General features: G+C 70.9%; 16 protein-coding genes. 8 read left to right on the top strand and 8 right to left on the bottom strand.

Translation table 11 applies throughout. The annotated features are described in order from the left end of the window. The first annotated feature begins 1 nt into the window (after window position 1). A complete protein-coding gene (locus tag ASF44_RS26320; RefSeq protein WP_056902235.1) occupies window positions 2-739 on the top strand; it encodes an aspartate/glutamate racemase family protein in 738 nt (245 codons plus the stop codon). Window positions 740-788: 49 nt separating this feature from the next. Next, on the top strand, window positions 789-1,520 hold the full coding sequence (locus ASF44_RS26325; protein WP_056902336.1) for a GntR family transcriptional regulator: 732 nt from the start codon (window positions 789-791) through the stop codon (window positions 1,518-1,520). 49 nt (window positions 1,521-1,569) lie between these two features. Here ASF44_RS26325 and ASF44_RS26330 read toward each other — a convergent pair whose 3' ends face one another. From ASF44_RS26330 to ASF44_RS26345, 4 genes are all read right to left on the bottom strand, one after another. Further along, entirely contained in the window at window positions 1,570-2,613 is a 1,044-nt protein-coding gene (locus tag ASF44_RS26330) for an ABC transporter ATP-binding protein (protein ID WP_056902236.1), read from the bottom strand. 61 nt (window positions 2,614-2,674) lie between these two features. Beyond that, the gene (locus tag ASF44_RS26335) at window positions 2,675-4,891 is read right to left on the bottom strand and encodes an iron ABC transporter permease (RefSeq protein ID WP_056902237.1); all 2,217 of its coding nucleotides are present in this window, start codon (window positions 4,889-4,891) and stop codon (window positions 2,675-2,677) included. A gap of 86 nt (window positions 4,892-4,977) precedes the next feature. After that, window positions 4,978-5,997, bottom strand: coding sequence for an ABC transporter substrate-binding protein (locus tag ASF44_RS26340; protein WP_056902238.1), 1,020 nt, complete (start codon window positions 5,995-5,997; stop codon window positions 4,978-4,980). 112 nt (window positions 5,998-6,109) lie between these two features. Beyond that, a complete protein-coding gene (locus tag ASF44_RS26345) occupies window positions 6,110-6,337 on the bottom strand; it encodes a hypothetical protein (RefSeq protein WP_056902239.1) in 228 nt (75 codons plus the stop codon). Between the two features lie 160 nt (window positions 6,338-6,497). Here ASF44_RS26345 and glgB point away from each other — a divergent pair, with 160 nt between their 5' ends. The 6 genes from glgB to treY are packed head-to-tail and all read left to right on the top strand — an operon-like array spanning window position 6,498 to window position 19,307. Continuing rightward, on the top strand, window positions 6,498-8,402 hold the full coding sequence (glgB, locus tag ASF44_RS26350; RefSeq protein WP_056902337.1) for a 1,4-alpha-glucan branching protein GlgB: 1,905 nt from the start codon (window positions 6,498-6,500) through the stop codon (window positions 8,400-8,402). Then, the gene (locus ASF44_RS26355; RefSeq protein ID WP_369820962.1) at window positions 8,386-10,518 is read left to right on the top strand and encodes an alpha-1,4-glucan--maltose-1-phosphate maltosyltransferase; all 2,133 of its coding nucleotides are present in this window, start codon (window positions 8,386-8,388) and stop codon (window positions 10,516-10,518) included. The genes glgB and ASF44_RS26355 overlap by 17 nt, the downstream gene beginning before the upstream one ends. Next, window positions 10,515-13,874: a maltose alpha-D-glucosyltransferase gene (gene treS, locus ASF44_RS26360; RefSeq protein WP_056902240.1), complete on the top strand. Its 3,360-nt coding sequence runs from the start codon at window positions 10,515-10,517 to the stop codon at window positions 13,872-13,874. The genes ASF44_RS26355 and treS overlap by 4 nt, the downstream gene beginning before the upstream one ends. A gap of 17 nt (window positions 13,875-13,891) precedes the next feature. Further along, window positions 13,892-14,590: a hypothetical protein gene (locus ASF44_RS26365; RefSeq protein WP_056902241.1), complete on the top strand. Its 699-nt coding sequence runs from the start codon at window positions 13,892-13,894 to the stop codon at window positions 14,588-14,590. Between the two features lie 2 nt (window positions 14,591-14,592). Beyond that, window positions 14,593-16,365 (top strand): malto-oligosyltrehalose trehalohydrolase, encoded by a 1,773-nt coding sequence (gene treZ, locus ASF44_RS26370; protein WP_056902242.1) that lies wholly within the window; start codon window positions 14,593-14,595, stop codon window positions 16,363-16,365. Beyond that, window positions 16,362-19,307: a malto-oligosyltrehalose synthase gene (treY, locus tag ASF44_RS26375; protein WP_056902243.1), complete on the top strand. Its 2,946-nt coding sequence runs from the start codon at window positions 16,362-16,364 to the stop codon at window positions 19,305-19,307. The genes treZ and treY overlap by 4 nt, the downstream gene beginning before the upstream one ends. Here the strand turns inward: treY and ASF44_RS26380 are convergent. The 4 genes from ASF44_RS26380 to ASF44_RS26395 form a co-directional block, all read right to left on the bottom strand. Then, window positions 19,297-21,312, bottom strand: a complete 2,016-nt coding sequence (locus tag ASF44_RS26380) for a diguanylate cyclase domain-containing protein (protein WP_056902244.1) — start codon at window positions 21,310-21,312, stop codon at window positions 19,297-19,299. The genes treY and ASF44_RS26380 overlap by 11 nt on opposite strands. 82 nt (window positions 21,313-21,394) lie before the next feature. Beyond that, window positions 21,395-22,819 carry a trehalose-6-phosphate synthase gene (locus tag ASF44_RS26385; protein WP_056902245.1) on the bottom strand — a complete coding sequence of 475 codons (1,425 nt, stop codon included), beginning with the start codon at window positions 22,817-22,819 and terminating at the stop codon, window positions 21,395-21,397. 47 nt (window positions 22,820-22,866) lie between these two features. Continuing rightward, window positions 22,867-23,610, bottom strand: a complete 744-nt coding sequence (otsB, locus tag ASF44_RS26390; RefSeq protein ID WP_056902246.1) for a trehalose-phosphatase — start codon at window positions 23,608-23,610, stop codon at window positions 22,867-22,869. Then, the gene (locus tag ASF44_RS26395; RefSeq protein WP_056902247.1) at window positions 23,607-24,602 is read right to left on the bottom strand and encodes a lysylphosphatidylglycerol synthase domain-containing protein; all 996 of its coding nucleotides are present in this window, start codon (window positions 24,600-24,602) and stop codon (window positions 23,607-23,609) included. The genes otsB and ASF44_RS26395 overlap by 4 nt, the downstream gene beginning before the upstream one ends. Window positions 24,603-24,639 lie beyond the last annotated feature (37 nt).

Genomic DNA, 24,639 nt, shown 5'->3' on the forward strand with positions numbered 1-24,639 from the left:
CATGCGCATCCTCGTCATCAATCCCAACACCACGGCCAGCATGACGGCCAAGATCGGCGAGGCTGCACGCGCCGTGGCGCGGCAGGGCTGCGAGGTCACGGCCGTCAGCCCGGCCATGGGACCGGCTTCGATCGAGAGCCACTACGACGAGGCGCTGGCCGTGCCGGGGCTGCTGCAGTGCATTGCGCAGGGCGAGCGCGAGGGCGTGGACGGCTACGTGATCGCCTGCTTCGGCGATCCGGGCCTGAAGGCCGCACGCGAGCTGGCGCGCGGCCCTGTGGTCGGCATCGCCGAGGCCGCCATGCACCTGGCCAGCCTGGTCGGCACGCGTTTCTCGGTGGTGACCACGCTGGCGCGCACCATCGGCCAGGCCCGCCACCTGGCCGAGGCCTATGGCATGGACCGCTTCTGCGCCAATGTGCGCGCCTGCGAACTGCCCGTGCTGGAACTGGAAGTGCCCGGCTCCAACGCGCGCGAGCGCATCGTGGCCGAATGCCGGCGCGCGCTGGACGAGGACGGCGCCGACGCCATCGTGCTGGGCTGCGCCGGCATGGCCGACCTGTGCGCGCACATCCAGCAGCTGCTGGGCGTGCCCGTCGTCGACGGCGTGGCGGCCGGCGTGCAGCTGGTCGAATCGCTCCTGGCACTGGGCCTTGGCACCAGCAAGCGCGGCGAACTCGCGCGGCCGCTGCCCAAGCCCATGGCGGGGCTGCTGGAAGGCTTCACGCTTGCGCGCTGAGAGCCTGCTGTCGGTGCGGCTGCGGCGTCCGCTGGGCCACAATCCGGCCATGTCCCGCGCTCCGAAAACCGACGACGACACCCCGGCCGAACCCGCCTGCGCGCCGGCTGTAAAGGGGCAGTCCATCGAGGCCATCGCCCAGGGCATCGCCATCGCCATCCTGGAAAAGCGCCTGCCTCCGGGCACCTGGCTGCGCGAGGAAGCGCTGGGCCGGGTCTACGGCGTGAGCCGCACCAAGGTGCGCGCGGCGCTGCTGATGCTGTCCAAGGACCGGCTGATCGAGATGATCCCCGACAAGGGCGCCTTCGTCAGCAAGCCCACGGTGCAGGAGGCCCGCGAGGTGTTCGCGGTGCGCCGCATCCTGGAGGCCGAGGTGGTGCGCCTGTTCATCGCCAAGGCCGGCCCGGCCGACTATGCGGCGCTGGAGCAGCACATCGCCATGGAACACCAGGCCGCCCGCCGCAGCACCGGCATGCGCGAGGAACTGCTGGGCGATTTCCACGTGGCGCTGGCCAAGGCCACGGGCAACGCGACGCTGACCGAACTCGTGCACGAGCTGGTCGCGCGCAGTGCGCTGATCGCCATGCTGTACCAGTCGTCCAACGACCCGCATTGCTCGACCGACGAGCACGCCGACTTCCTGCGCCTGTGCCGCCAGGGCGATGCGCCGGCGGCTGTGGCCAGCATGACCGGGCACCTGGAGCGCATCGAGGCCAGCCTGCAGCTGGACACCGGCCCGCCCGGCCGGCCCATGGACCTGGTCAAGGCGCTGCTGGCCTGACCGGACGCGTCCGAAGCCGATGGGCGCGGGTCCTTGGGTGCCGCAAAGCTCAGCGCGGCTGCTGCACCACCGACACCCCGTGCCGGCCCAGCCCCAGCGCGGTCTCGGCACCCGGGGCAAGCACACGCTCCAGGTCGGACGACACCACGAACACGGCGCCCAGCGGCGTCTCGAAGCCGTATTCGTAGAAGCCCCCCAGGTAGGCGGCCTTCCTGAGCGTGGCCGGCAGGCCGCCGGGCGTGCCGATCTGCCAGGCCTCGGGCCGTACGGCGACCTTGACGAGGCCGGCCGCGACCGGATGCCGCGGCGTGAGCCGCAGCGGCCCCAGGGCCACCTGGCCGTCGGCCAGGGCTTCGCCCGGGAACACCATGGCCTCGCCCATGAATCCCGCCACGAACTCGCTCTGCGGCCGGCTGTACAGGTCCTCGGGCGTGCCGCGCTGCGCGATCACGCCGTGGTCCATCACGATGATCTGGTCCGACACGGCCAGCGCCTCGCTCTGGTCATGCGTGACGTAGGCCACCGTGAGCTTCAGGCGCTGCTGGATCGCGCGGATCTCCTCGCGCATCTCGCGGCGCAGCCGCGCGTCCAGGTTCGAGAGGGGCTCGTCGAACAGCAGCACGGCCGGCTCCAGCACCAGCGCGCGCGCCAGCGCCACGCGCTGCTGCTGGCCGCCCGAGAGCTCGCTCGGCAGCCGCTCGTCGAAGCCCACCAGGCCCACGCCCTTGAGCGCATCGCCCGCGCGGGCCGTGGCCTCGGCCTTGGCCGCGCCGCCCATGCGCAGGCCGTAGGCCACGTTCTCCACCACGTTCATGTGCGGGAAGAGGGCATAGCTCTGGAACATCATCGAGACGTTGCGCTCGCCCGGGCCGAGCGTGGTCACGTCGCGCCCGCCCATGACGATCCGGCCGCCGGTCGGCGACTCCAGCCCCGCGATCATGCGCAGCGTGGTGGTCTTGCCGCAGCCCGAGGGGCCGAGGATGGTGGTCAGCGTGCCCTGCGGCACCTCGAAGCTGATGCCCTTGACGGCCAGGGGCGCGCTGGCGTCCGTGCCGTAGCGCTTGGTGACGTTGTGAAATTCGATGCCGTTCATGCTGAGAAACTCCGCCCCGAAGGGCTGCGGTGCCGCGCGTCTGCGGGCGGTCGGGCGGCGTTCATACGGACTCCATCTTGTGGTGGCCCTGGTGCGCAGGTGTCTTGCGCCGGCCCAGCTTGCGTTCGCCCACGAGGAACTGGATCAGCGCGATGGCCAGCGACATCAGCACGATCAGCACCGTGCAGTAGGCCAGCGCCACGCCGTAGTCGCCGTTGCCCACGCGCCCGATGATGTAGGTGGTGGCCAGCTCGTTCTCGGCCGTGACCAGGAAGATCACGGCGCTGACGGTGGTCATGGCGCGCACGAAGCTGTAGACCAGCGCCGCCACCAGGGCCGGCTTGAGCAGCGGCAGCACCACGCGGAACAGGGTCTGCGCGGTCGATGCGCGCAGCATCAGCGAGGCCTCGTCGAGCGAGCGGTCCAGCTGCTTGAAGGCCGCCGTGCCGGCGCGCACGCCCACGGGCAGGTTGCGGAACATGAAGCACAGCACGATGACGAGCCCGGTGCCCGTGAGCTCCAGCGGCGGCACATTGAAGGCCAGGATGTAGCTCACGCCCAGCACCGTGCCCGGGATCGCGAAGGCCAGCAGCGCCGCGAACTCGAAGGCGCCCTGGCCCTTGAACTCGTTGCGCGCCAGCAGCCAGGCGATCAACAGGCCCAGCGATGCGGTGATGGGCGCCGAGATGCCCGCCAGCTTCACGGTGGTGATCAGCGAGTTCCAGGCCGTGCCGGCCCACACCAGGCCGAACTGCCCCCACTCGAGCCCGAAGGCGGTGTGGAAGTGCTTGAGCGTGGGCGTGTAGTCGCGCCCCCAGGTCTGCACGAAGCCACCCGCGAACGCGAACAGGTAGACCACCACCGTGAAGCCGATCCAGGGCAGGGCCACGCCATGGCAGGCGCGCCGCACGCCGTCCGGCAGCGCCATGGCGATGCCGGCGTCGCCCTTGCCGCTCACGGTGGTGTAGTTCTGCTTGCCCAGCACGCCGCGCTGCAGCGCGAACACCGCCAGCGCGAAGACCGTCAGCACCCAGGCCAGCGAGGCCGCGCGGCCCGCGTCGTACTGCGCGCCGACGATGGCGAAGAAGATGTCGGTGGACAGCACGCTGTACTGCCCGCCCACCACCACCGGGTTGCCGAAGTCGGCAATGCTTTCGATGAAGCCGACCAGGAAGGCATTGGCCAGCCCCGGCTTGAGCAGCGGCAGCGTGACGGTGAAGAAGGTGCGGCGCCGGTCGGCACGCAGCATCTGCGCGGCTTCTTCCAGGCTGGGCGAGATGCCCTGCACCACGCCGCGCATGATCATGAAGGCGATGGGCGTGAACGCGAACAGCTGCGCCGTCAGGATGCCCGGCAGCCCGTAGAACCAGCGCGTGGGCTGCAGGCCGAACCAGCTCTCCAGCAGCTGGTTGACGACACCGGCGCGGCCGAACAGCAGGATCAGCCCCAGGCCGACGACGAAGGGCGGCGTGATGATGGGCAGCAGCGCAACCACGCGCAGCGGCCCCTGCAGGCGGCGGTTCCCGCGTTCGGCCATCAGCGCGATCATCGTGCCCAGGACGGTGGTGCCGGTGGCCGTCAGCAGTGCCAGCAGCAGCGTGTTCCAGGCGACACCGCAGCCGGTGCCGCCCGACAGGCACCCCAGGCCCCAGATGCGTTCCGTGAACACGCGCTCGAAGAACGCCATCAGCGACCAGCCGCCGTCTTCCAGCAGGAAGGCGCCGGCCAGCGCCTTGCCGACCGGGTAGGCGATGAAGAGCGCCAGCAGCACGCCGCAGCCGATGACCGCGCCCGAGACGAACAGGTCGCCGCGGAAGAAGCCCAGCCGCGCCAGGCCGAAGGCCGCCAGCAGGATCAGCGCGGCCAGCGCGACGAAGCCGCCGGCGCCGATGCCGAACTGGTTGGTCGCGAGTTCGCCGAAGGCGGTGTTCAGCGCCGGGATGCTCCAGCCGCGCGCGCCGATGGTGAAGCCGGCGATGGCCAGCCCCAGCGCGCCGACCAGGCCGCCGGCCAGCAGCCAGCGCCCCTGGCCGCGGCCCGGTGCCTGCAGCGCACCGACCGCGCAGAGCACCAGGCCCGCCAGGCCGGACAGCAGCCAGGGCCGGTTCTGCGCCAAGGCCTGCAGCAGGCCGTTGGCCGCATCGCCTTCGGAGAAGACGCCCGGCAGGGCCTGGTACCAGCTGGTGTCCTGGATGGCGTACCAGGGCAGCGCGACGTAGGCGAGAAGACCCGCCGCGACACAGATCCAGGCCGCGGCGTTGGGGTTGCGCTTCTTCATCACACCGCCGACAGGCCGCCCTCAGGCGGTGTGCGGCCCCCGCGGGGGGCCGCGAGCACACGAAGTGCCGAGCGTGGGGGCTTCATTCAGCGCGGGAGCGAGTTGACCTCTTTTTCCCAGCGCGCGATGAGCCGCCGCCGCTCCGTGCTCGCCCCGTACTTCTTGTAGTCGTAGTCGATCATCTTGATCTTCTTGAAGTCCGGCACGTTGGGGTCGACCACGGTGGCCTTGTTCGACGGCAGCTGGTATTGCTTGGCGGCGGCGCCGAAGGCCTGGGGGCCGGGCGTCAGCGCCCATTCGTAGAACTTCTTGGCCTGATCGAGGTTGCGCGCGCCCTTGATGATGCTCATGGAGCCGATCTCGGCGCCCGTGCCCTCGCTGGGCGTGGCGGTCTCGACGGGGAAGCCCTGCATGCGTTCCTGCGGCGCGTCGTGCACGAAGCTGATGGACACCGCCGTCTCGCCGCGCGCCACGGCCTTGATCGGGCCGGTGCCCGAGCGCGTGTACTGGCCCACGTTCCTGTGCAGGCCCTTGAGGTACTCGAAGGCCTTGTCCTCGCCCATGAGCTGCACCAGCGTGGCGATCATGGTGTAGGCCGTGCCGCTCGACGCGGGGTTGGCCACCTGGATGTCGCCCTTGTACTCGGGCTTGAGCAGGTCGGCCCAGCTCCTGGGCGCGGCCAGCTTCTTCTTGGCCAGCAGCTCGGTGTTGTAGCCAAAGCCCAGCGGGCCCGAGTAGATGCCCACGGTCTTGAAGCCCGACTGCTGGGCCTGCTGCTGCGCCCAGGGGTAGAGCTGCGGCAGCGAGGGCGACTTGTACTCCAGCGTGAGCCCCTGCTCGGCGGCCTGCAGGTGCGGGTCGCCCGTGCCGCCGAACCAGACGTCGGTCTTGGGGTTGTCCTTCTCGGCGATGAGTTGGGCCAGCGCCTCGCCCGAGCCCTTGAGCGCCAGGTTGATCTTCACGCCCGTGGTCTTGGCATAGACCGTGGCAATCATGTTGCACCAGTCGGCCTGGACCGAGCAGATGACGTTGACCTGCTGGCCCGATGCGCCCGCGCAAGCCGCCAGCAGTGCGCCGGCGACGAAGATGTTGTGGATGGTTTTCATGGCGCTGCGCCTTGTGCGTGACAAGAAAGACGGCCCTCGGAATCGGAACCGAGGGCCGCTGCAGAGCCTAGCAATATGTCAGTGGCGTGACATCGGTGGCAACCCGGGCGCGTCAGCGCACCGAATGGTCTTGCTCGTCGGCCGGCTTCAACGGCTGCATGCCGCTGTTGCGCAGCCAGGCCCGGTACTCGCGGCGGCGCCTGCGGCGTTCCTCGCGCCTGGCACGGCGCTTGGCCCGCGCCCGCCGCACGAGCAGCGCCACCGTGATGGCCACCAGCGCGACGACGATCAGCTGAAACGACCAGTCGACGACGAACAGCTGATCGATCTCATCTTGCATGGTGGGTGGCGGTCGGTCGTGCGTTGGACAAGCCCCGGTTTTACCACCGCCGCATGGCGATTCGCGGCCTTGGCCTACAAGCGCTCCGGCAGCTTTCCGCTGGCCGCCGCGCACGGCCTCCAGCACAGTGGCACGAATGCAGTACACGCAACGCGCCGCCATGCCTTCCAACGACGCCGGGCTGGCGGACCAGGACCTGCACTTCTTCCGCGAAGGCACGCACACCGCGCTGGCCGGCAGGCTCGGCGCGGTGCTGCAGCCAGGCGGGCAGGGCGCCCGCTTTGCGGTGTGGGCGCCGAATGCCAGCGCCGTGAGCGTGATCGGCGAGTGGAACGGCTGGCAGGCCGACGCCGAGCCGCTGACGCGGCGCGAGGACGGCAGCGGCATCTGGGAGGGCGTGGCCCCCGCCGCACAACACGGCCAGACCTACAAATACCGCGTCGTCACCGCCGCGGGCCAGGCGTTGGACAAGGCCGATCCCTATGCCATGGCGTCCGAGCTGCCGCCGGCCACGGGCTCGCGCCTGTGGTCGCTGGACTTCGAATGGACCGACCAGGACTGGTTGGCCGCGCGCGCCCAGCGCCAGGCTGGCGACGCGCCCATGTCCGTCTACGAGGTGCACCCCGGCTCCTGGCGCCGCGACAACGGCCAGTTCCTGGGCTGGCGCGCGCTGGCCCATGCGCTGGGCGAACACGTGCAGGCCATGGGCTTCACCCATGTGGAGCTGATGCCGGTGACCGAGCATCCGTTCTACGGCTCCTGGGGCTACCAGACCACGGGCTACTTCGCGCCCACGGCACGCTACGGCACGCCGCAAGACCTCAAGTACTTCATCGACCACCTGCACGGCCTGGGCATCGGCGTGGTGCTGGACTGGGTGCCCTCGCATTTCCCGACCGACGCGCACGGCCTGCAGGCCTTCGACGGCACCCACCTGTACGAGCATGCCGACCCGCGCCAGGGCTTCCACCCGGAGTGGAACTCCAGCATCTTCAACTACGGCCGCAACGAGGTGCGCAGCTTCCTGCTGTCGTCGGCGCTGTTCTGGCTGCGCGAGTACCACTTCGATGCGCTGCGCGTGGACGCCGTGGCCTCCATGCTGTACCTGGACTACGCGCGCAAGCAGGGCGAGTGGATTCCCAACCGCCACGGCGGCCGCGAGAACCTGGAGGCCGTGGACTTCCTGCGCACGCTGAACGCGGCGGTGGCGCGCGAGTTGCCCGGCGCGCTCGTGGTGGCCGAGGAATCGACCGCCTGGCCCGGTGTCTCGCACCCGACCGAGGACGGGGGCCTGGGCTTCTCCATGAAATGGAACATGGGCTGGATGCACGACACGCTGGACTATTTCGGCCTGGATCCGGTCTACCGCAAGCACCACCAGGGCCAGCTGAGCTTCTCGCTGGTCTATGCGTTCAACGAACGCTTCGTGCTGCCGCTCTCGCACGACGAGGTGGTCTACGGCAAGGGCTCGCTGCTGGGCCGCATGCCGGGCGACGCGTGGCAGAAGTTCGCCAACCTGCGCGCGCTGTTCGGCTTCATGTGGGGCCATCCGGGCAAGAAGCTGCTGTTCATGGGCGGCGAGTTCGGCCAGGGCCGCGAGTGGGCGCACGAGGGCGAGCTGGACTGGGCGCAGTCCCGCGAGCCCTGGCATGCCGGCGTGGCCAAGCTCGTCGGCGACCTGAACCGCCTGTACCGCGCCGAACCCGCACTGCACCGCCTTGACTTCGCACCCGAGGGCTTTGCCTGGGTGGCGCAGGACGACAGCGAGGCCAGCGTGTTCGCCTTCCTGCGCAAGGGCTCCGACGGCGAGCCGCCGGTGCTGGTCGTCAGCAACCTCACGCCCGTGCCGCGCCACGGTTACCGGCTCGGCGTGCCGGTCTCCGGCCTTTGGCGCGAACTGCTCAACAGCGATGCGCGCGACTACGGCGGCTCGGGCCTCGGCAACCAGGGAGGCGTGCTGGCCGAAGACGTCGGCGCCCATGGCCATGCCCATTCGCTGGCGCTGACACTGCCGCCCCTGTCCACCCTCATGTTCCGCCCGGAACTGGATGCCCATGCCGACTGAAACCCAAGCCGACAAGAAGCCCAGGCGCGCACGCGCCAAGACCCCGACCGCCGCGGCGGTGGTGCCCGCGGCGCCGGCCGTGCCCTTGCCGGCCATGCCGCAGCAGGGCCAGGCCCGGGCCGTCATCGACGCGGTGCTGCCGCAGGTCGACGCCGGCCGCTTCGCGGTCAAGCGCGTGGTCGGCGAGGCGCTGGCCGTCACGGCCCATGTGTTCACCGACGGCCACGACAAGGTGCGTGCCCGCCTGTGCTGGCGCAAGGAGGGCGCGGATGCCGCGCAGGGCTGGCAGGAAACCGAGATGCAGCCCGAGGGCAACGATGTCTGGTCCGCCAGTTGCGCGCCCGACGCCCAGGGCCGCTGGCGCTACACGGTCTGCGCCTGGGTCGACCATTTCCAGTCGTGGCGGGCCGAACTGCTGCGCCGCGTGGACCTGGCCGACATCCTGATCGCCGCCCGCGTGGGCGCCGAACTCGTGCGCCAGGCGTCCGAGCGCGCGCAGGGCGAGGACCGCACCCGGCTGGCCAGCCTGGCCGACAACCTGCGCAACCGCGCCGAGCAGGCCGGCCGCGCCACGATTGCCGAGATCGATTCGGTCTCGCTGGAGGTGGCCTCCATCAAGGCCGCCGCGCTCAGCGACGACCTCGCCCTGCTGGCCGACCGCTGGCCCGACCGCAGCCACGCTGTCTGGTGGAGCGCCGAAGGCCTGCCGCTGGTGGTGGACCGCGAGCGCGCGGCCTTCAGCAGCTGGTACGAGATGTTCCCGCGCTCGGCCGCGCTGGAGGAGGGCCGCCACGGCACCTTCAAGGACGTGCAGGCGCGCCTGCCCTATGTGGCCGAGATGGGATTCGACGTGCTGTACCTGCCGCCGATCCACCCCATCGGCCGCGCGCGGCGCAAGGGCCGCAACAACACCCTGGTCGCGCAGGACGGCGATGTCGGCAGCCCCTGGGCCATCGGTGCGGACGAGGGCGGCCACAAGGACGTGCTGCCGGCGCTGGGCACGCCGCAGGACTTCCGCGACCTCGTGCGCGCCGCCAACGCACTGGGCATCGAGCTGGCGCTGGACATCGCCTTCCAGTGCGCGCCCGACCACCCCTATGTGAAGGCCCATCCCGACTGGTTCCGCAAGCGGCCCGACGGCAGCGTGCAGTACGCCGAGAACCCGCCCAAGAAGTACCAGGACATCTATCCGTTCGACTTCGAGACCGAAGACTGGCGCGCGATGTGGCTGGAGCTCAAGAGCGTGTTCGACCACTGGATCGGCGAGGGCGTGCGCATCTTCCGCGTCGACAACCCGCACACCAAGGCCTTCGCGTTCTGGGAGTGGGTGATCACGGCCATCAAGGCCGAGCACCCCGACGTGCTGTTCCTGGCCGAGGCCTTCACGCGGCCCAAGGTCATGCACCGGCTGGCCAAGCTGGGCTTCTCGCAGAGCTACACCTACTTCACCTGGCGCAACAACCGCCATGAACTGATGGAGTATTTCGAGGAACTCGCGCACGGCCCGGGCGCCGACTACTACCGGCCCAACGCCTGGCCCAACACGCCCGACATCCTGAACGAGCACCTGCACGACGGGCCGCGCTCCATCTTCATGAGCCGGCTGGTGCTGGCGGCCACGCTGTCGGCCAGCTACGGCATCTACGGCCCGCCCTACGAGTTGCTGCAGGGCGAGCCGCGCGAGCCCGGCAGCGAGGAATACCGCGATTCCGAGAAGTACCAGGTGCGCCATTGGGGCGAACTCACGCTGGAGCGCGAAGACAGCATCGCCGGCTTCATCGCCACCGTGAACCGCATCCGCAAGGAGCACGTGGCCTTGCAGTCCAACAGCTCGCTGCGCTTCTTCGACACCAGCAACCCCTACCTCATCGCGTACGCCAAGCGGGACGCGCAGGGCCGCAACGCCGTGCTCACGGTCGTCAACATCGATGCCACCTTCACGCAGAGCGGCTGGGTGCATCTGGACGCGGCCTGGCTCGGCGCCGAGGGCGGCGGCTTCGTGGCCGAAGACCTGTTGACGGGCCAGTCCTTCGACTGGCAGGACGGTGGCAACTTCGTGATGCTGGTGCCGTCGCAAATGCCGGCGCATGTGATCAAGATCAGAGGGAACGCATGAAGAACCCAGAACAGGCGGCCGCTGCCGACGGCATCCCGCACCTGCCCGAGGCCGGGCAGGGCCCGGTGACACCGGTCACCGACGAGGCCCTGTGGTACCAGGACGCGGTGATCTACCAGCTCAACGTCAAGGCCTTCGTCGATTCCAACGCCGATGGCGTGGGCGACTTCAAGGGCGTGACCAGCAAGCTCGACTACGTGAAGGACCTGGGCGTCAACACCATCTGGCTGATGCCGTTCTATCCGTCGCCGCTGCGCGACGACGGCTACGACATCGCCAGCTACATGGACGTGCACCCGCAGTACGGCACGCTGGACGACTTCAAGGAGATGCTGGCCGAGGCGCACAAGCGCGACCTCAAGGTCATCACCGAGCTGGTCATCAACCACACCTCGGACCAGCACCCCTGGTTCCAGCGTGCGCGCAAGGCGCCGCCGGGCTCGCCCGAGCGCGACTTCTACGTCTGGAGCGACAGCGACCAGAAGTACCAGGGCACGCGCATCATCTTCACCGACACCGAGGTCAGCAACTGGACCTACGACCCGGTGGCCAAGGCCTACTTCTGGCACCGCTTCTTCAGCCACCAGCCCGACCTGAACTTCGACAACCCGGCGGTGCTGGAGGCGGTGTTCGAGGTCATGCGCTTCTGGCTCGACCTGGGCGTGGACGGCTTCCGGCTCGACGCGATCCCCTACCTGATCGAGCGCGAAGGCACCAACAATGAGAACCTGCCCGAGACCCACGCCATCTTGAAGCAGCTGCGCGCCGCCATCGACGCGAAGTACAAGAACCGTTTCGTGCTGGCCGAGGCCAACCAGTGGCCCGAGGACGTGCGCGAGTACTTCGGCGATGGCGACGAGTGCCACATGGCCTACCACTTCCCGCTGATGCCGCGCATGTACATGGCCATCGCGCAGGAGGACCGCTTCCCGCTCATCGAGATCATGCAGCAGACGCCGGACATACCGCAGGGCTGCCAGTGGGCGATCTTCCTGCGCAACCACGACGAGCTGACGCTGGAGATGGTCACGAGCAAGGAGCGCGACTACATGTACAGCACGTACGCGGCCGACCCGCGTGCGCGCATCAACGTGGGCATCCGCCGGCGCCTGGCACCGCTGATGGACAACGACAGCGACCGCATCAAGCTCATGAACAGCATGCTGCTGTCGATGCGCGGCTCGCCCATCGTCTACTACGGCGACGAGATCGGCATGGGCGACAACGTGTTCGTGGGCGACCGCAACGGCGTGCGCACGCCCATGCAGTGGAGCCCCGACCGCAACGCCGGCTTCTCGCGCGCCGATCCGCAGCGCCTGTACCTGCCGCCCATCATGGACGCCATCTACGGCTACGAGGCGCTCAACGTGGAGCAGCAGCAGCGCGAGCCGGCCTCGCTGCTCAACTGGATGCGCCGCATGCTGGCCGTGCGCGGCAGCAGCAAGGCCTTCGGCCGTGGCGACCTGGTGTTCTTGAAGCCTGGCAACCGCAAGATCCTGGCCTACCTGCGCGCCTATGGCGACGAGGTTATCCTGTGCGTGGTGAACCTGTCGCGCTCGGCGCAGCCGGCCGAGCTCGACCTGTCGATGTTCAAGGGCCGCGTGCCGGTGGAGATGCTGGGGCGCACGGCCTTCCCGCCCATCGGCGAGCTGCCGTATCTGATGACCATCGCCGCGCACGGCTTCTACTGGCTGCGCCTGGCCACCGACGTGGCCGTGCCCAGCTGGCACCAGGAGCTGCTGCCGGCCGAAGACCGGCCCGTGCTGGTGCTCTTCGACGGCTGGGCCAGCCTGTTCCGCGACCAGGTCGTGCCCTGGCGCATCGGCATGGCGGTCAAGACGCGCCAGCAGTTCGAGAACGAGATCCTGCCGCGGCACATCGAGACCCAGCGCTGGTACGCCAGCAAGGGCACGCCGGTGCAGCGCGCGCGCATGGTGCAGCACGCGCTGTGGGAGCAGGGCGACGACGGCTGGCTGCTGCCGCTGGTGGAGCTGGACGGGCCGGCCGATTCGGTCTACTTTGCGCCGCTCGCGCTGGCCTGGGAGGAGCGCGAGGAAGAGCGCTACCGCGCGTTCGGCCCCGCGGCCGTGGCGCGCGTGCGCCAGCAGGCCGAGGTTGGCTACATGGCGGACGCGTTTGCCGACGAGCGCTTCTGCCGCGCGGTGATCGCCGCCATCGGTGCCGGCCGGGCCCTGGCCACCAACACCGGCAGCATCCGCTTCGTGCCCACCAAGGCCTTCGCCGAGCTGGCCGGCGCCGACATCGAGCAGCTGCCCGTGGCGCGGCCGCAGGCGCAGAGCAGCAACACCATCGTGATGGTGGACGAACGCCTGTTCCTCAAGGGCTACCGGCGCATCCGCAAGGGCGTGAACCCGGAGTTCGAGGTCGGCCGCTTCCTGACCGAGGTCGCCAGGTTCTCCCAGTGCGCGCCGGTGGCCGGTGCCGTGGAATTCGTGGCGGCCGACGGCAGCATCAGCACGCTGGCGCTGCTGCAGGCCCACATCGAGAACCAGGGCGATGGCTGGGCCTACCTGCTGGGCTACCTGGAGCGCCATCTCGAGGAGCTGCGCACGCCCGTGGCCGTGGCGCTGCCCGACGACGTGCACGGTGCCCACATCGCGCTGATGCAGACGCTGGGCCGCCGCACGGCCGAGCTGCACCTGGCGCTGGGCACCAAGAGCGGCGATGCCGCCTTCGACCCCGAGCCGCTGGCTACCGCCGATGTGGTGGGCTGGCGCGAGCAGACGCAGGCCGACCTGCAGCAGAGCCTGGCCCTGCTGCAGTCCTCGCTGGCGCGACTGCCCGCCGGCGTGCAGGACGATGCACGCGCCGTGCTGGCGTCGAGCACCGCGCTGGCGCAACGCATCGCCTCGGGCGGCGTGCTGGAGAACGAGGGCCGCAAGATCCGCATCCACGGCGATTACCACCTGGGGCAGGTGCTGCTCACGCGCAACGACTTCGTGATCGTCGACTTCGAGGGCGAGCCCGGCCGCGCGTTCGCCGAGCGGCGCGCCAAGCAGTCGCCGCTGCGCGACGTGGCGGGCATGCTGCGCTCCTTCGACTACGCACGCGCCGTGGCGCTGCGCCAGGCGGCCCACACGCCAGAGGAGGCGGCCCCCATGGCCGCACCCGCGCGCGAATGGGAAGCCGCCTCGCGCACGGCCTTCCTGCAGAGCTACCGCGACACGCTGTCCGGCACGCCGCTGGCGGTGTCGGACCAGGCGCTGAGCCTGCTGGCCTTGTTCGAGCTGCAGAAGGCCTTGTATGAGCTGCGCTACGAACTCGAGAACCGGCCTGACTGGGTCTCCATCCCGCTCGCGGGCATCCTGGCATTGGCCCAGGTGCCGGCGGGCTGAAGCAACAGGGCAACACCATGGACCAAATCAACGTGATGCTGGAGCCCGTGCGGGCTTTTCTGATCCAGACCGGCGCCTTCCTGCCGCGGCTGGCGATTGCGCTGCTCGTGCTGGCCGCGGGCTTCCTCGTGGCCAAGGCCGTGCGCTTTGCGGTGGAGAAGGGGCTGCGCGCCATCAACTTCCACATCGTGACCAAGCGCGCCGGGCTGGACGGCTTCCTGCAGCAGGGCGGCACGCACATCGACACCATCGGCGTGCTGGGCGTGCTGTCGTACTGGGTGGTGATCCTGGCCGCGCTGATCGTGGCCTTCAACGGCCTGGGGCTCACGCACGTCACCGAGCTGCTGAGCCGCGTGATGCTGTTCGTGCCGCAGCTCATCGTGGCGCTGCTGGTGCTGGCCTTCGGCTCGTACTTCGCGCGCTTCCTGTCCAACGCGGTGGCCACCTACTGCAAGGGTGTGGGCATGCGCGACGGCCAGGCGCTGGGCCGCATCGCCTACTACGCGATCCTGGCCTTCGTGGTGATGATCGCGCTGGACCAGATGGGTGTGGGCGGCAGCATCGTGCGCGATGCGTTCCTGCTGATCCTGGGCGGGGTGGTGCTGGCGCTGGCGCTGGCCTTCGGCCTGGGCGGCAAGGACTGGGCGGCCGCCCAGCTGGAGCGCTGGTGGCCGACCAAGGACGACCCCCGCGATCCACCCAGCCGGCTGCGTTGAACATGCAGTTCGGTGCGCAGGTCCTGGCCGTGGGCGGGACGCGGTTCAGGCTGTGGGCGCCCGCCGCGCGCCAGGCCGAGGTGGTGCTGGAGCCCGGTGGCGCGCATGCCATGCAGGTGCTGGCCGACGGCTGGCACGAAGCCGTGGTGCCGGGTGCGGGGGCGGGCAGCCGCTACCGCTACCGGCTCGACGGCGGCACGCCGGTGCCCGACCCGGCCTCGCGCTACAACCCCGACGACGTGCACGGCGCGAGCGAGGTCGTCGACCCCGCCGCCTACGCCTGGCAGGACGCCGGCTGGCGCGGCCGGCCGTGGCACGAGGCCGTGGTCTACGAACTGCACGTGGGCTGTTTCACGCCGGAGGGCTCGTTCGCGGCCGCGGCCGAGCGGCTGGCCGAGCTGGCGGCGCTGGGCGTCACGGCCATCCAGCTGATGCCGCTGGCCGACACGCCGGGCGCGCGCAACTGGGGCTACGACGGCGTGCTGATGTTCGCGCCCGAGGCCGGCTACGGCCGGCCCGACGACCTGCGCGCGCTGGTGGACCGCGCCCACGCGCTCGGCCTCATGGTGTTCGTGGACGTGGTCTACAACCATTTCGGCCCGGACGGCAACTACCTGCACGGCTACTGCCCGCAGTTCTTCAACGCCGCCCACCAGACACCCTGGGGCGCGGCCATCAACTACGACGGCGAGCACAAGGCGGCCGTGCGCGCCTTCTTCGTCGCCAACGCGCTGTACTGGGTGGAAGAGTTCCACTGCGACGGCCTGCGGCTGGACGCCGTGCACCAGATCCGCGACGACTCGGCCCTGGCCATCGTCGAGGAGATCGCCCAGGCACTCGCCCAGGGCCCGGGCCGCCAACGCCATGTGCACCTGGTGCTGGAGAACGAGCGCAACCAGGCGCAGCGGCTGGCACCGGCCGGCCTGGCCACGGCGCAGTGGAACGACGACCTGCACAACGCCGCCCATGTGCTGCTGACCGGTGAGACCGACGGCTACTACGCCGACTACGCGCAGGCGCCGCACGAGCTGTTCGCCCGGGCACTGGCCGAGGGCTATGCCTACCAGGGCCAGGTCTCGCCGCACCTGGGCGAGCCGCGCGGCGAGCCCAGCGGCCAGCTGCCGCCCACGGCCTTCGTCTCCTTCCTGCAGAACCACGACCAGGTCGGCAACCGCGCCATGGGCGAGCGGCTGGACCGGCTGGTCGGTGCGCAGCGCCTGGAGGCGCTCTACGCCTGCCTGCTGCTGGCCCCGCACATCCCCATGCTGTTCATGGGCGAGGAGTTCGCGGCGTCCACGCCCTTCCTGTTCTTCTGCGATTTCGAGGGCGAGTTGGCCGACGCCGTGCGCAACGGACGCCGGGCCGAGTTCAAGCGCTTTGCCGTGTTCGCCGACGAGGCGGCGCGCGCGCGCATCCCCGATCCCAATGCCGAGGCCACCTTCGCGCAGTCGAAGCTGCGCTGGGCCGAGCGCGAGACCACGCCGCACCGCGAACGCCTGGCGCTGGTGGGGCGGCTGCTGGCGCTGCGCCACCAGCACCTGGTGCCGCGCCTGGCCGGTGCCGCGCAGGGCGGCCGCTCGCTCGGCGCCGGGCGCTTCGTGCGCGTGGCCTGGCCGCTGGCCAATGGCGCGCGCTGGGAGCTGCAGGCCAACCTGCAGGACGCGGCGGTGCCCGCCCCGCTCGCCGTGTCCGAAGGCGGCCAGCCCATCTATGTCTCGCATGCCGGCACCGGCATGCCGCCCTGGTCCGTCCGCGTGAGCCTGCACACCCCATGACCGCCTCCATCCCCCGCGCCACCTACCGGCTGCAGCTGCACAAGGATTTCGACTTCGCAGCCGCCCAGGCCATCCTGCCCTACCTGCAGGCACTGGGCGTGAGCCACGTCTACTGCTCGCCGATCACGCGCGCGCGGCCCGGCAGCATGCACGGCTACGACGTGGCCGACCCGCGCGAGATCAGCCCCGAGCTCGGCGGGCGCGCCGGCTTCGAGCGCTTCGCGCTGGCGGCGCGCGCGCTGGACCTGCAGCTGCTGCTGGACATCGTGCCCAACCACATGGGCGTGATCGGCAGCGACAACCCCTGGTGGTCCGATGTGCTGGAGCACGGCCAGGCCTCGGTGTATGCCGGCTTCTTCGACATCGACTGGAACCCGATGGACCCGGCCATGGCCGGCAAGGTGCTGCTGCCCCTGTTGGGCGCGCCCTATGGCGAGGTGCTGGAGCAGGGCGAGCTGCAACTGGCGTTCGACGAGTCGGCGGGCCGGTTCGTGCTGCGCTACTTCGACCACCGCGTGGCCACCGATGCGGGCACCTGGGGCACGGTGCTGCGCCTGGCCGCCGACCACGCCGCCGATGCCGACACCGCCGAGGCGCTGACCGCGCTGGCCGAGCGCGCCGAGGCCATGGCCCCGCGCGAGGACACCGGCAACGCCGGCGCGCGCAGCCGCGCCGCCGCCGCGGCACGGCTGCGCCAGCTGCTGCAGGACTGCCTGGCGCAGCGCCGCGAGGCTTCGCGCGCCATCGATGCGGCGCTGGAGCATCTGGGCGCCGCGGCCGGCCGCGATGCGCTGCATGCCTTCCTGGAGGCACAGGCCTGGCGCCTTGGCTTCTGGCGCGTGGCGGCCGACGAGATCAACTACCGGCGCTTCTTCGACATCAACGAACTGGCCGCGCTGCGCGTGGAGGACGAAGAGGTGTTCGAGGCCACGCACGCGCTGGCGCTGGACCTCACCGCAGCGGGCATCGTCGATGGCCTGCGCATCGACCATCCGGATGGGCTGCGCGACCCGGCGCAGTACTTTGCGCGGCTGCAGGACGGTCATGCGCGCCGCCTTGGCCAGCTGCGCCCGGGCGAGCCGGCCCCCGCCAACGACCTGCCGTTGTACGTGGTGGCCGAGAAGATCACCGCCGCCCACGCCGACATGCCCGATGGCTGGCGCCTGCACGGCACCACGGGCTACCGCTTCGGCGCGCTGCTCAACAGCCTGTTCAGCGACCGCGGCCAGGCTGCGCGCATGGAGCGCGTCTGGCGCGGCTTCACGGGCCAGTCCGCCAGCTGCGAGGACATGGTGTTCGACGCCAAGCTGGCGGTGGCCTACGGCGCGCTGGGCGCCGAGCTCAACCTGCTGGCCACGCGGCTCAAGCAGATCGCCGGCGCCAACCGGCGCACGCGCGACTTCGGTTTCACCACGCTGCGCACGGCCATCGCCGAGGCGGCCGCGGGCATGCCGGTCTACCGCACCTACGTGGTCGATGCGGCCGGCGAGGAAGACCGGCGCTTCATCGACTGGGCCATCGCCCATGCGCGCCGGCGCACGGCCATCGCGGATGCCAGCGTGTTCGACTTCCTGCGCGCCTGCCTGCTCGGCGAGTGCGCGCCGGGCAGCGGCGAGGACGCGCTGTTGCCGGTGCGGCGCTTCGCCTGGCGCTTCCAGCAGTTCTGCGCGCCGCTGGCGGCCAAGGGCGTGGAGGACTGCGTGTTCTACCGCTACCTGCAGCTGGTCTCGCTGAACGAGGTGGGCGGCGACCCGACGGCCCAGGGCCTCACGCTGCAGGCCTTCCATGGCGCCAGCGCCGACCGCGCGGCCCGCTGGCCGCACACCATGCTGGCCACCTCCACGCACGACAACAAGCGCTCGGAGGACGTGCGCAACCGCATCGCCGTGCTGTCCGAACGGCCGGCGCTGTGGCGGCTGGGGCTGATGCGCTGGCACCAGCTCACACGTTCGCTGCGCCGCGAGCTGGCCAGCGGCACCGCGCCCTCGCGCGACGACGAGCTGCTGCTCTACCAGGTGCTGCTGGGCCTGTTGCCCGACGAGGAGATGGACGCCGACGGCCTGGCCGCGCTGCGCACGCGCGTGGGCCAGTACATGGCCAAGGCCGCGCGCGAGGCCAAGCTGCGCACAAGCTGGATGCGGCCCGATGCCGACTACGAGCAGGCCCTGCAGGCCTTCGTCGACGGGCTGCTGGGCCGCCTGGCGCCCAACCCTGCGCTGGCCGACCTGCGGGCGCTGGCCCGGCAGCTGGCCTGGTTCGGCGCGCTCAACAGCCTGTCGATGGTGGTGCTCAAGTTCACGTCGCCCGGGGTGCCCGACATCTACCAGGGCAACGAGATGCAGGACCTGAGCCTGGTCGACCCTGACAACCGCCGGCCCGTGGACTACGCGCAGCGCCAGGGCACGCTGGCGGCGCACGAGGCCCTGCTGCTGGCGGCCGAGCCCGACCGGCTGGCCGGCCTGGCGCGCATGTCGGCCACGCCGGCCGACGGCCGGCTCAAGCTCTGGGCGACCTGGCGGCTGCTGGCACTGCGCCGCGAAGACCCGGCGCTGCTGTGCGGGGGTGCCTACATCCCGCTGCGCGCCACCGGCCGCGCGCGCGAGCACCTGGTGGCCTACGCGCGCCGCACGCCCGAAGGCCTGCTCGTGGTGCTGGCGGCGCGCCTGTTCGCGCGACTGCTCAAGAACGCCGACGCCGCACCCGTGGGCGAGGCCTGCTGGGGCGACGCCAGCGTCGACCTGACGCCGGCCTTCAAGGACTGGAGCGGCAGCGCCGGCGACGTGACGGCCCTGGAGCTCATGGGCCACGTGATGCGCCGGCTGCCGCGCGGGCCGCTGCGGCTGGCCGATGCGCTGCAGGCGCTGCCGGTGGCGGTGTACTGGGTGGATGCGCGCAAGCCGGCGCTGAAGGACGTGCAGGACGCGCCGGGCACTAAGGCATGAGCGGCTGCAGCCCGGTCGGGCGCCGCAGCGCGTCTTCCTCGGTCGCGGTCTCGTAGCGCGCGCGGCCCTGCTGCTTGGCGCGGTAGAGCGCGGCGTCGGCCGCCATCACGAGTTGCTCGGGCGCGATCCCGGGCTGCGGCACCAGGCTGGCCACGCCGATGCTGACGCTGATCCACGGCGACAGCGGCGAGTCCGGGTGCGGCAGGCGGGCCTGGGCGATGGCGTCCAGGCAGCGCTGCGCGACGCGGGCGCCGGCCTGTGCATCGGCATCGACCAGCAGCACCGCGAACTCCTCGCCGCCGTAGCGCATGAGCTTTTCCACGGGCGTGCGCAGGCAGGCCGAAAGCACCTGGGCCACGGCGCGCAGCGCGGCATCGCCTTCTGGATGGCCCAGGTGGTCGTTGTAGCGCTTGAAGTGGTCCACATCGAGCATCAGCAGCGCCAGCGGCTGGTGGTTGCGCAGGTCGCGGGCCCATTCCAGCGCCAGCGTCTGGTCGAACTGGCGGCGGTTGGCCACGCCCGTGAGGCCGTCGGTCAGCGACAGCGCGGCGAGTTGCGCGTTCATGCGCTCCAGCTCGATCTGCGAGCGCTTGCGTTCAGAGATGTCCAGGTGCGTGCCGACCACGCGCAGCGGCTTGCCGCGCGCATTGCGCTGCATCACCATGGCATGGGTCAGCACCCAGAGCCAGTGGCCGTCGCGGTGGCGGTAGCGGTGCTCCAGCCGGTAGCTGGGGGTCTCGCTGCGCAGGTGGGCGGCGATGGCGCGGTCGGCCTCGACCTGGTCGTCAGGATGCAGCAGGGCGCGCCAGAACTCCGCACGCAGCGGCTCGTCGGTGGGCGGGTAGCCCAGCATCTCCATCTCGCGCGCATTGACGGTGAGGGTGTCGTCGGCCAGGTTCCATTCCCACAGGCCCAGGTCGGCACCGCGCAGGCCGAATTCCAGCCGGCGCGCGCTCTCGCGTTCGGCCCTGGCGGCGTTGAGTTCGGTGCGCTCCTGCAGGCGGCGCCGGCCCTGGTGCCAACGCAGCCAGATGCCGCTGATGGTCATGGCCAGCACGAGCAGCAGCAGCTCGTTGCGCACCTCGGCCAACCAGGGGGCCAGCACGGCATCGCTGTGCCGGCCCATGCGCACCACGAGCGGCTGGTCCAGGTGCAGCGCGGGCGGCGCCACGCTGCGCATGGCCATCATGCGCGGCTCGCCGTTGCCCACCGCGCGGCCATGCAGCAGGCTGTGGGCGCGCCCGCTGGCCATGTGGGCGCGGAACATGGAGCCGGGCTGGTCCAGGTCGGTGCCCGGGGGCGCCTCCTCGAAGGGCGAACTCACGATGACGATGCCGGCGCCGTGCACGAGGCTGGCGCGGGCATCCGGCGCGTAGAGCACCGAACGCAGCACGACCTCGAAGTAGCCCACGTCGAGCGAGGCGCTGACCACGCCGGCGAAGCTGCCGTCGGGCTCGTACAGCGCGCGCGACAGCACCGTGGTGAAGTTGCCCAGCACCGAGCGGAAGGGCGGCGAGACATACAGCGTCTTGCCGCTGCCGCCGTCGCGCGCGGTGGCGAAATAGGCGCTGCGGCTCACGTCGCGCCCGGTCAGCTCCGCCTGGCTGGCGGCGACCACCCGGCCGTGCCGGTCGGTCAGCTGCATGCCGCCCACGCCGGGCATGGCGTCGACCATCAGCTTGAACTGCGATGGCACCGGGTGGGACTGGCCCAGGTTCTCGGGCAGCAGCAGGCGCGCGCCCGCCAGCGCATCGTTGATCGCCTGCAGCTGGCGCGTGATGTGCAGTTCCACGGCCTGCGCCTGGCCCTGCAGCCGTTCCAGGTCTTGCTGGACCGTGCGCTCGCGCGAGGTCCAGGCGGTATGCACCGCAAGCCCCAGGGCCAGCAGGCAGAGCAATGTCCACAGCGCCCATTCGCGCTGGCTGCGCCGGCGCGGCGGCGTCGCCGGCCCGCGCCGCCCGTGGGCAGCCTCCAGGGGCGCGTTGCTGGTATCCGCGGAATGCATTGGCAGCCGATTGTGGAAGGCCGGCCCGCCGCGTCAAGTGCCGGTCTGCGGCACCGTCCGCACCTTGGCGGACAAACCGGCCCTACAGCCGCAGCCAGTCCGGCCCAGTCTGCTGCGCATCGGTCGCCGAGAGTTCGTCCAGGAACGCGCGGCACCACCAGTGCACGTCGAACTGCCGGATGTTGGCCATCAGGTATTGGTGGCGGCGCCGGCGTTCGGCCAGCGGCAGTTGCAGCGCGAACTGGATCGCGTCGGCCGTGGCGGTGCTGTCGTAGGGGTTGACCAGCACTGCGCCCTCGCGCATCTGCTCCACCGCGCCCGCGAAGCGCGAGAGCACCAGCACGCCGGGGTCCTCGGGGTCTTGCGCCGCGACGAATTCCTTGGCCACGAGGTTCATGCCGTCGCGCAGCGGGGTGACCAGGGCCACGCGCGCCGCGCGGTACAGCCCGGGCAGGCGCTTGCGCGCCATGGTGCGGTGCATGTAGCGCACGGGAATCCAGTCGAGCTCGCCGAAATCACCGTTCATGGAGCCGGCCAGGCTTTCGAGTTCGCGCAGGATGTCGCCGTAGGCGTCCACGTCCTCGCGGCTGGGCGCGGCGATCTGGATCAGCGTGGCGCGGCGGATGTTGTCCGGGTGGCGGCGCAGCAGCTCGCGGAACGCGCGCAGCCGCTGCGGCAGGCCCTTGGAGTAGTCGAGCCGGTCCACGCCCACCAGCAGCTGGCGACGCGAGTACTCCTCGCGCATGCGGCGGTACATCTCGGTGGCGTCGTGCGCATGCGTGAGCGCGTCGAACTCCTCCACGTCGATGCCGATCGGGAAGGCCTCGGTGCGCAGCGTGCGGCCGAAGGCGCGCCAGCGGCGGCCGTCGCCGTCACGGTCTTCGGCACGCGATTCGGTGGCGGCGTAGCGGTTGAAGTGCTCCAGGTCTGCCTCGCTCTGGAAGCCCACCAGGTCGTAGGCGAACAGGGCCTGGGCCAGCCAGTCGTGCGCGGGGATGGCCGTGAAGATCTGCGGCGGCGGCAGCGGGATGTGCAGGAAGAAGCCGATCTTGTTGCGGCAGCCCAGCGCGCGCAGCTCGCTGGCCAGCGGGATCAGGTGGTAGTCGTGCACCCAGACGATGTCGTCGTCCTTGAGCAGCGGCATGAGCTTGGCCGCGAACAGCTGGTTCACGCGGCGGTAGCCGTCGATGTAGCCGGCGTCGAAGTCGGCCAGGTCCAGCCGGTAGTGGAACACCGGCCACAGCACGGCATTGGAGTAGCCCAGGTAGTAGGCGTCGTGGTCCCACTGCGAGAGGTCCAGCGTGGCCAGCGTGACGTTGCCTGCCTGTTGCTGGTGCACGGGCGTGTCCTCCGGGGTGGCGCCTGCGCCGGGCAGGATCTTGCCGCTCCAGCCGAACCACATGCCCCCATTGGCCTGCAATGCGCCCGACAGGGCGACGGCGAGGCCGCCGGCCTCGGTTTTGCGGGGATCGGCGACACGGTTGGAGATGCAGACGAGACGGGCCACGCGTTGTTCCTTTTCTTGGCAGGCGTTGGAGGGATTCGATGTGCGGATCAGCGGGCGAGCCAGGCTGCGAGGCCGGCGCGCACGGCGGCAGGGCCGGCGATGCGGTGCTGCGCCAGGGTCTCGCCGGCACCGACCTTGATGCCCGTGCCGCCCAGCTTCTGGGCGACCTGGAAGCCGGGTTCGTCGGTGGTGTCGTCGCCCAGGAACACGGGCTTGCGGCCGGCGAAGGGCGGCTCCTCCAGGAAGGCGCCGAGCGCCTTGCCCTTGTTGGCCAGCGAGGACTTGGCCTCGAACACCATCTTGCCGTGCAGCAGCGTGACGCCGGGCGAGGCGGCCACGGCGGCCTCCATGGTGCGGCGGCACAGATCTTCGAGCTGCGGCGCCTGCCGGTAGTGCAGCGCCACGGCGCCGCGCTTGGGCTCCACGGCCAGCGCCGGGTGTTGCTGCAGCAGCTGCGCGGCGGCCTGCTCGATGGTGTCCAGCGAGGGCGTGGGCAGCAGCACCAGGTTGCCGTTGGCGGCCCGGCGCTCGCTGCCATGCACGCCGGCGGCAGGCAGGTCCAGCGGGTGCAGGAAGGTGTCGATGGCGCCGACCGAACGGCCGGAGACCACCGCCAGCGCGCCGCCCAGCCGCTCGCGCAGGGCAGCCAGCAGCGACACCAGGTCGGGCGGGATCACGATGGCGTCCGGTTCGGGCGCCAGCTCGACCAGCGTGCCGTCGAAGTCCAGAAACAGGGCGGACGTGCCGGCGTCCAGCAGCGGGGCAAAGGAGAAGTCGGTGGCCTGGGTCATGCGTTGCGGGAGCGGTCCTTGTGGCGGATCTCGAGGGCGAGGAAAGCGAGCACGGCCAGCGCCAGCGGCGCCAGGTAGTACAGCGCGCGGTAGGCCAGCAGCGTGCCGATCAGCTGCGCGGGCGGAACCTGCGTGCCGAGCAGCGCGACGAACACCGCCTCCAGCACGCCCAGCCCGGCCGGCACATGGGTGACGACGCCGGCCACGGCGGCTAGCAGCAGCACGGTGAGCACGGTGGCGTAATCGACGCGGCCCTGCAGCAACACGAAGATGGTGCCGGCGATGAGCGACCAGTTCAGGCAGGACATGGCCAGCTGCAGCAGCGCCGTGCGGCCCGACGGCAGCGTGAAGGTCTGGCCGCGCAGCGAGAGGCTGCGCTTGCGCGAGAACGCGCAGGCCGCCACGTAGCCCAGGGCCATGGCGGCCAGCAGGCCGCCTGCGATCTGCAGCACGGCATCGCTGATGTCCCAGTCGGCCGGCAGGGACGGCGGGAACAGCGCGAAGGCCAGGCCGCCCAGCAGCAGGTAGCCCAGCCAGTTGGTGACCATGCTGAGCGCCATGATGCGCGTGACCTGCATCTCGTCCAGCCCGAGCCGGCCGTACAGCCGGTAGCGCGATGCCACGCCGCCGACCAGCGCGCCCATGTTGAGGTTGAACGCGTAGCTGATGAAGGTGACCAGCATCACCGTCGGTGCCGGCAGGCTGTGGCCGACGGCGCGCCGGCCGAGCAGGTCGAAGGTGGCGTACAGCAGATGGCTGGCCAGCGCGAGGCCGCCGGCGGCCAGCAGCACGGGCAGGGGCAGTTCCTGCAGGGTCTGGCCCACCTCGTCCCAGGCGATGCTGCGGGCCTGCGTCACCAGCAGGTAGCCCAGCAGCGCGAAGAAGGCGAGCCAGAAGCCCTTGCGCAGCCACGGCCACCAGGGGCGCGCGCGCAGGGGCTGCCGCCGCGCGGTGGCGTCGGCTGCCGTGGCACCCACCCCGGCGGTGCTCATGGGTGCACCCTTCGGCCTGCGGCCCGTCCCGCCAGGC

The sequence above is a fragment of the Pseudorhodoferax sp. Leaf274 genome (assembly GCF_001422445.1).
In the GTDB taxonomy this organism is placed as follows: Bacteria; Pseudomonadota; Gammaproteobacteria; order Burkholderiales; family Burkholderiaceae_C; genus Pseudorhodoferax.

What these genes read in the sequence shown, in the direction of transcription:
- ASF44_RS26320 (WP_056902235.1), top strand. Translation starts at nt 2, where the DNA reads ATGCGCATCCTCGTCATCAATCCCAACACCACGGCCAGCATGACGGCC.
- ASF44_RS26380 (WP_056902244.1), bottom strand. Translation starts at nt 21,312, where the DNA reads ATGCATTCCGCGGATACCAGCAACGCGCCCCTGGAGGCTGCCCACGGG.
- ASF44_RS26330 (WP_056902236.1), bottom strand. Translation starts at nt 2,613, where the DNA reads ATGAACGGCATCGAATTTCACAACGTCACCAAGCGCTACGGCACGGAC.
- ASF44_RS26355 (WP_369820962.1), top strand. Translation starts at nt 8,386, where the DNA reads ATGCCCATGCCGACTGAAACCCAAGCCGACAAGAAGCCCAGGCGCGCA.
- ASF44_RS26365 (WP_056902241.1), top strand. Translation starts at nt 13,892, where the DNA reads ATGGACCAAATCAACGTGATGCTGGAGCCCGTGCGGGCTTTTCTGATC.
- treZ (WP_056902242.1), top strand. Translation starts at nt 14,593, where the DNA reads ATGCAGTTCGGTGCGCAGGTCCTGGCCGTGGGCGGGACGCGGTTCAGG.
- ASF44_RS26325 (WP_056902336.1), top strand. Translation starts at nt 789, where the DNA reads ATGTCCCGCGCTCCGAAAACCGACGACGACACCCCGGCCGAACCCGCC.
- ASF44_RS26335 (WP_056902237.1), bottom strand. Translation starts at nt 4,891, where the DNA reads ATGAAGAAGCGCAACCCCAACGCCGCGGCCTGGATCTGTGTCGCGGCG.
- ASF44_RS26345 (WP_056902239.1), bottom strand. Translation starts at nt 6,337, where the DNA reads ATGCAAGATGAGATCGATCAGCTGTTCGTCGTCGACTGGTCGTTTCAG.
- glgB (WP_056902337.1), top strand. Translation starts at nt 6,498, where the DNA reads ATGCCTTCCAACGACGCCGGGCTGGCGGACCAGGACCTGCACTTCTTC.
- treS (WP_056902240.1), top strand. Translation starts at nt 10,515, where the DNA reads ATGAAGAACCCAGAACAGGCGGCCGCTGCCGACGGCATCCCGCACCTG.
- treY (WP_056902243.1), top strand. Translation starts at nt 16,362, where the DNA reads ATGACCGCCTCCATCCCCCGCGCCACCTACCGGCTGCAGCTGCACAAG.
- ASF44_RS26340 (WP_056902238.1), bottom strand. Translation starts at nt 5,997, where the DNA reads ATGAAAACCATCCACAACATCTTCGTCGCCGGCGCACTGCTGGCGGCT.
- otsB (WP_056902246.1), bottom strand. Translation starts at nt 23,610, where the DNA reads ATGACCCAGGCCACCGACTTCTCCTTTGCCCCGCTGCTGGACGCCGGC.
- ASF44_RS26395 (WP_056902247.1), bottom strand. Translation starts at nt 24,602, where the DNA reads ATGAGCACCGCCGGGGTGGGTGCCACGGCAGCCGACGCCACCGCGCGG.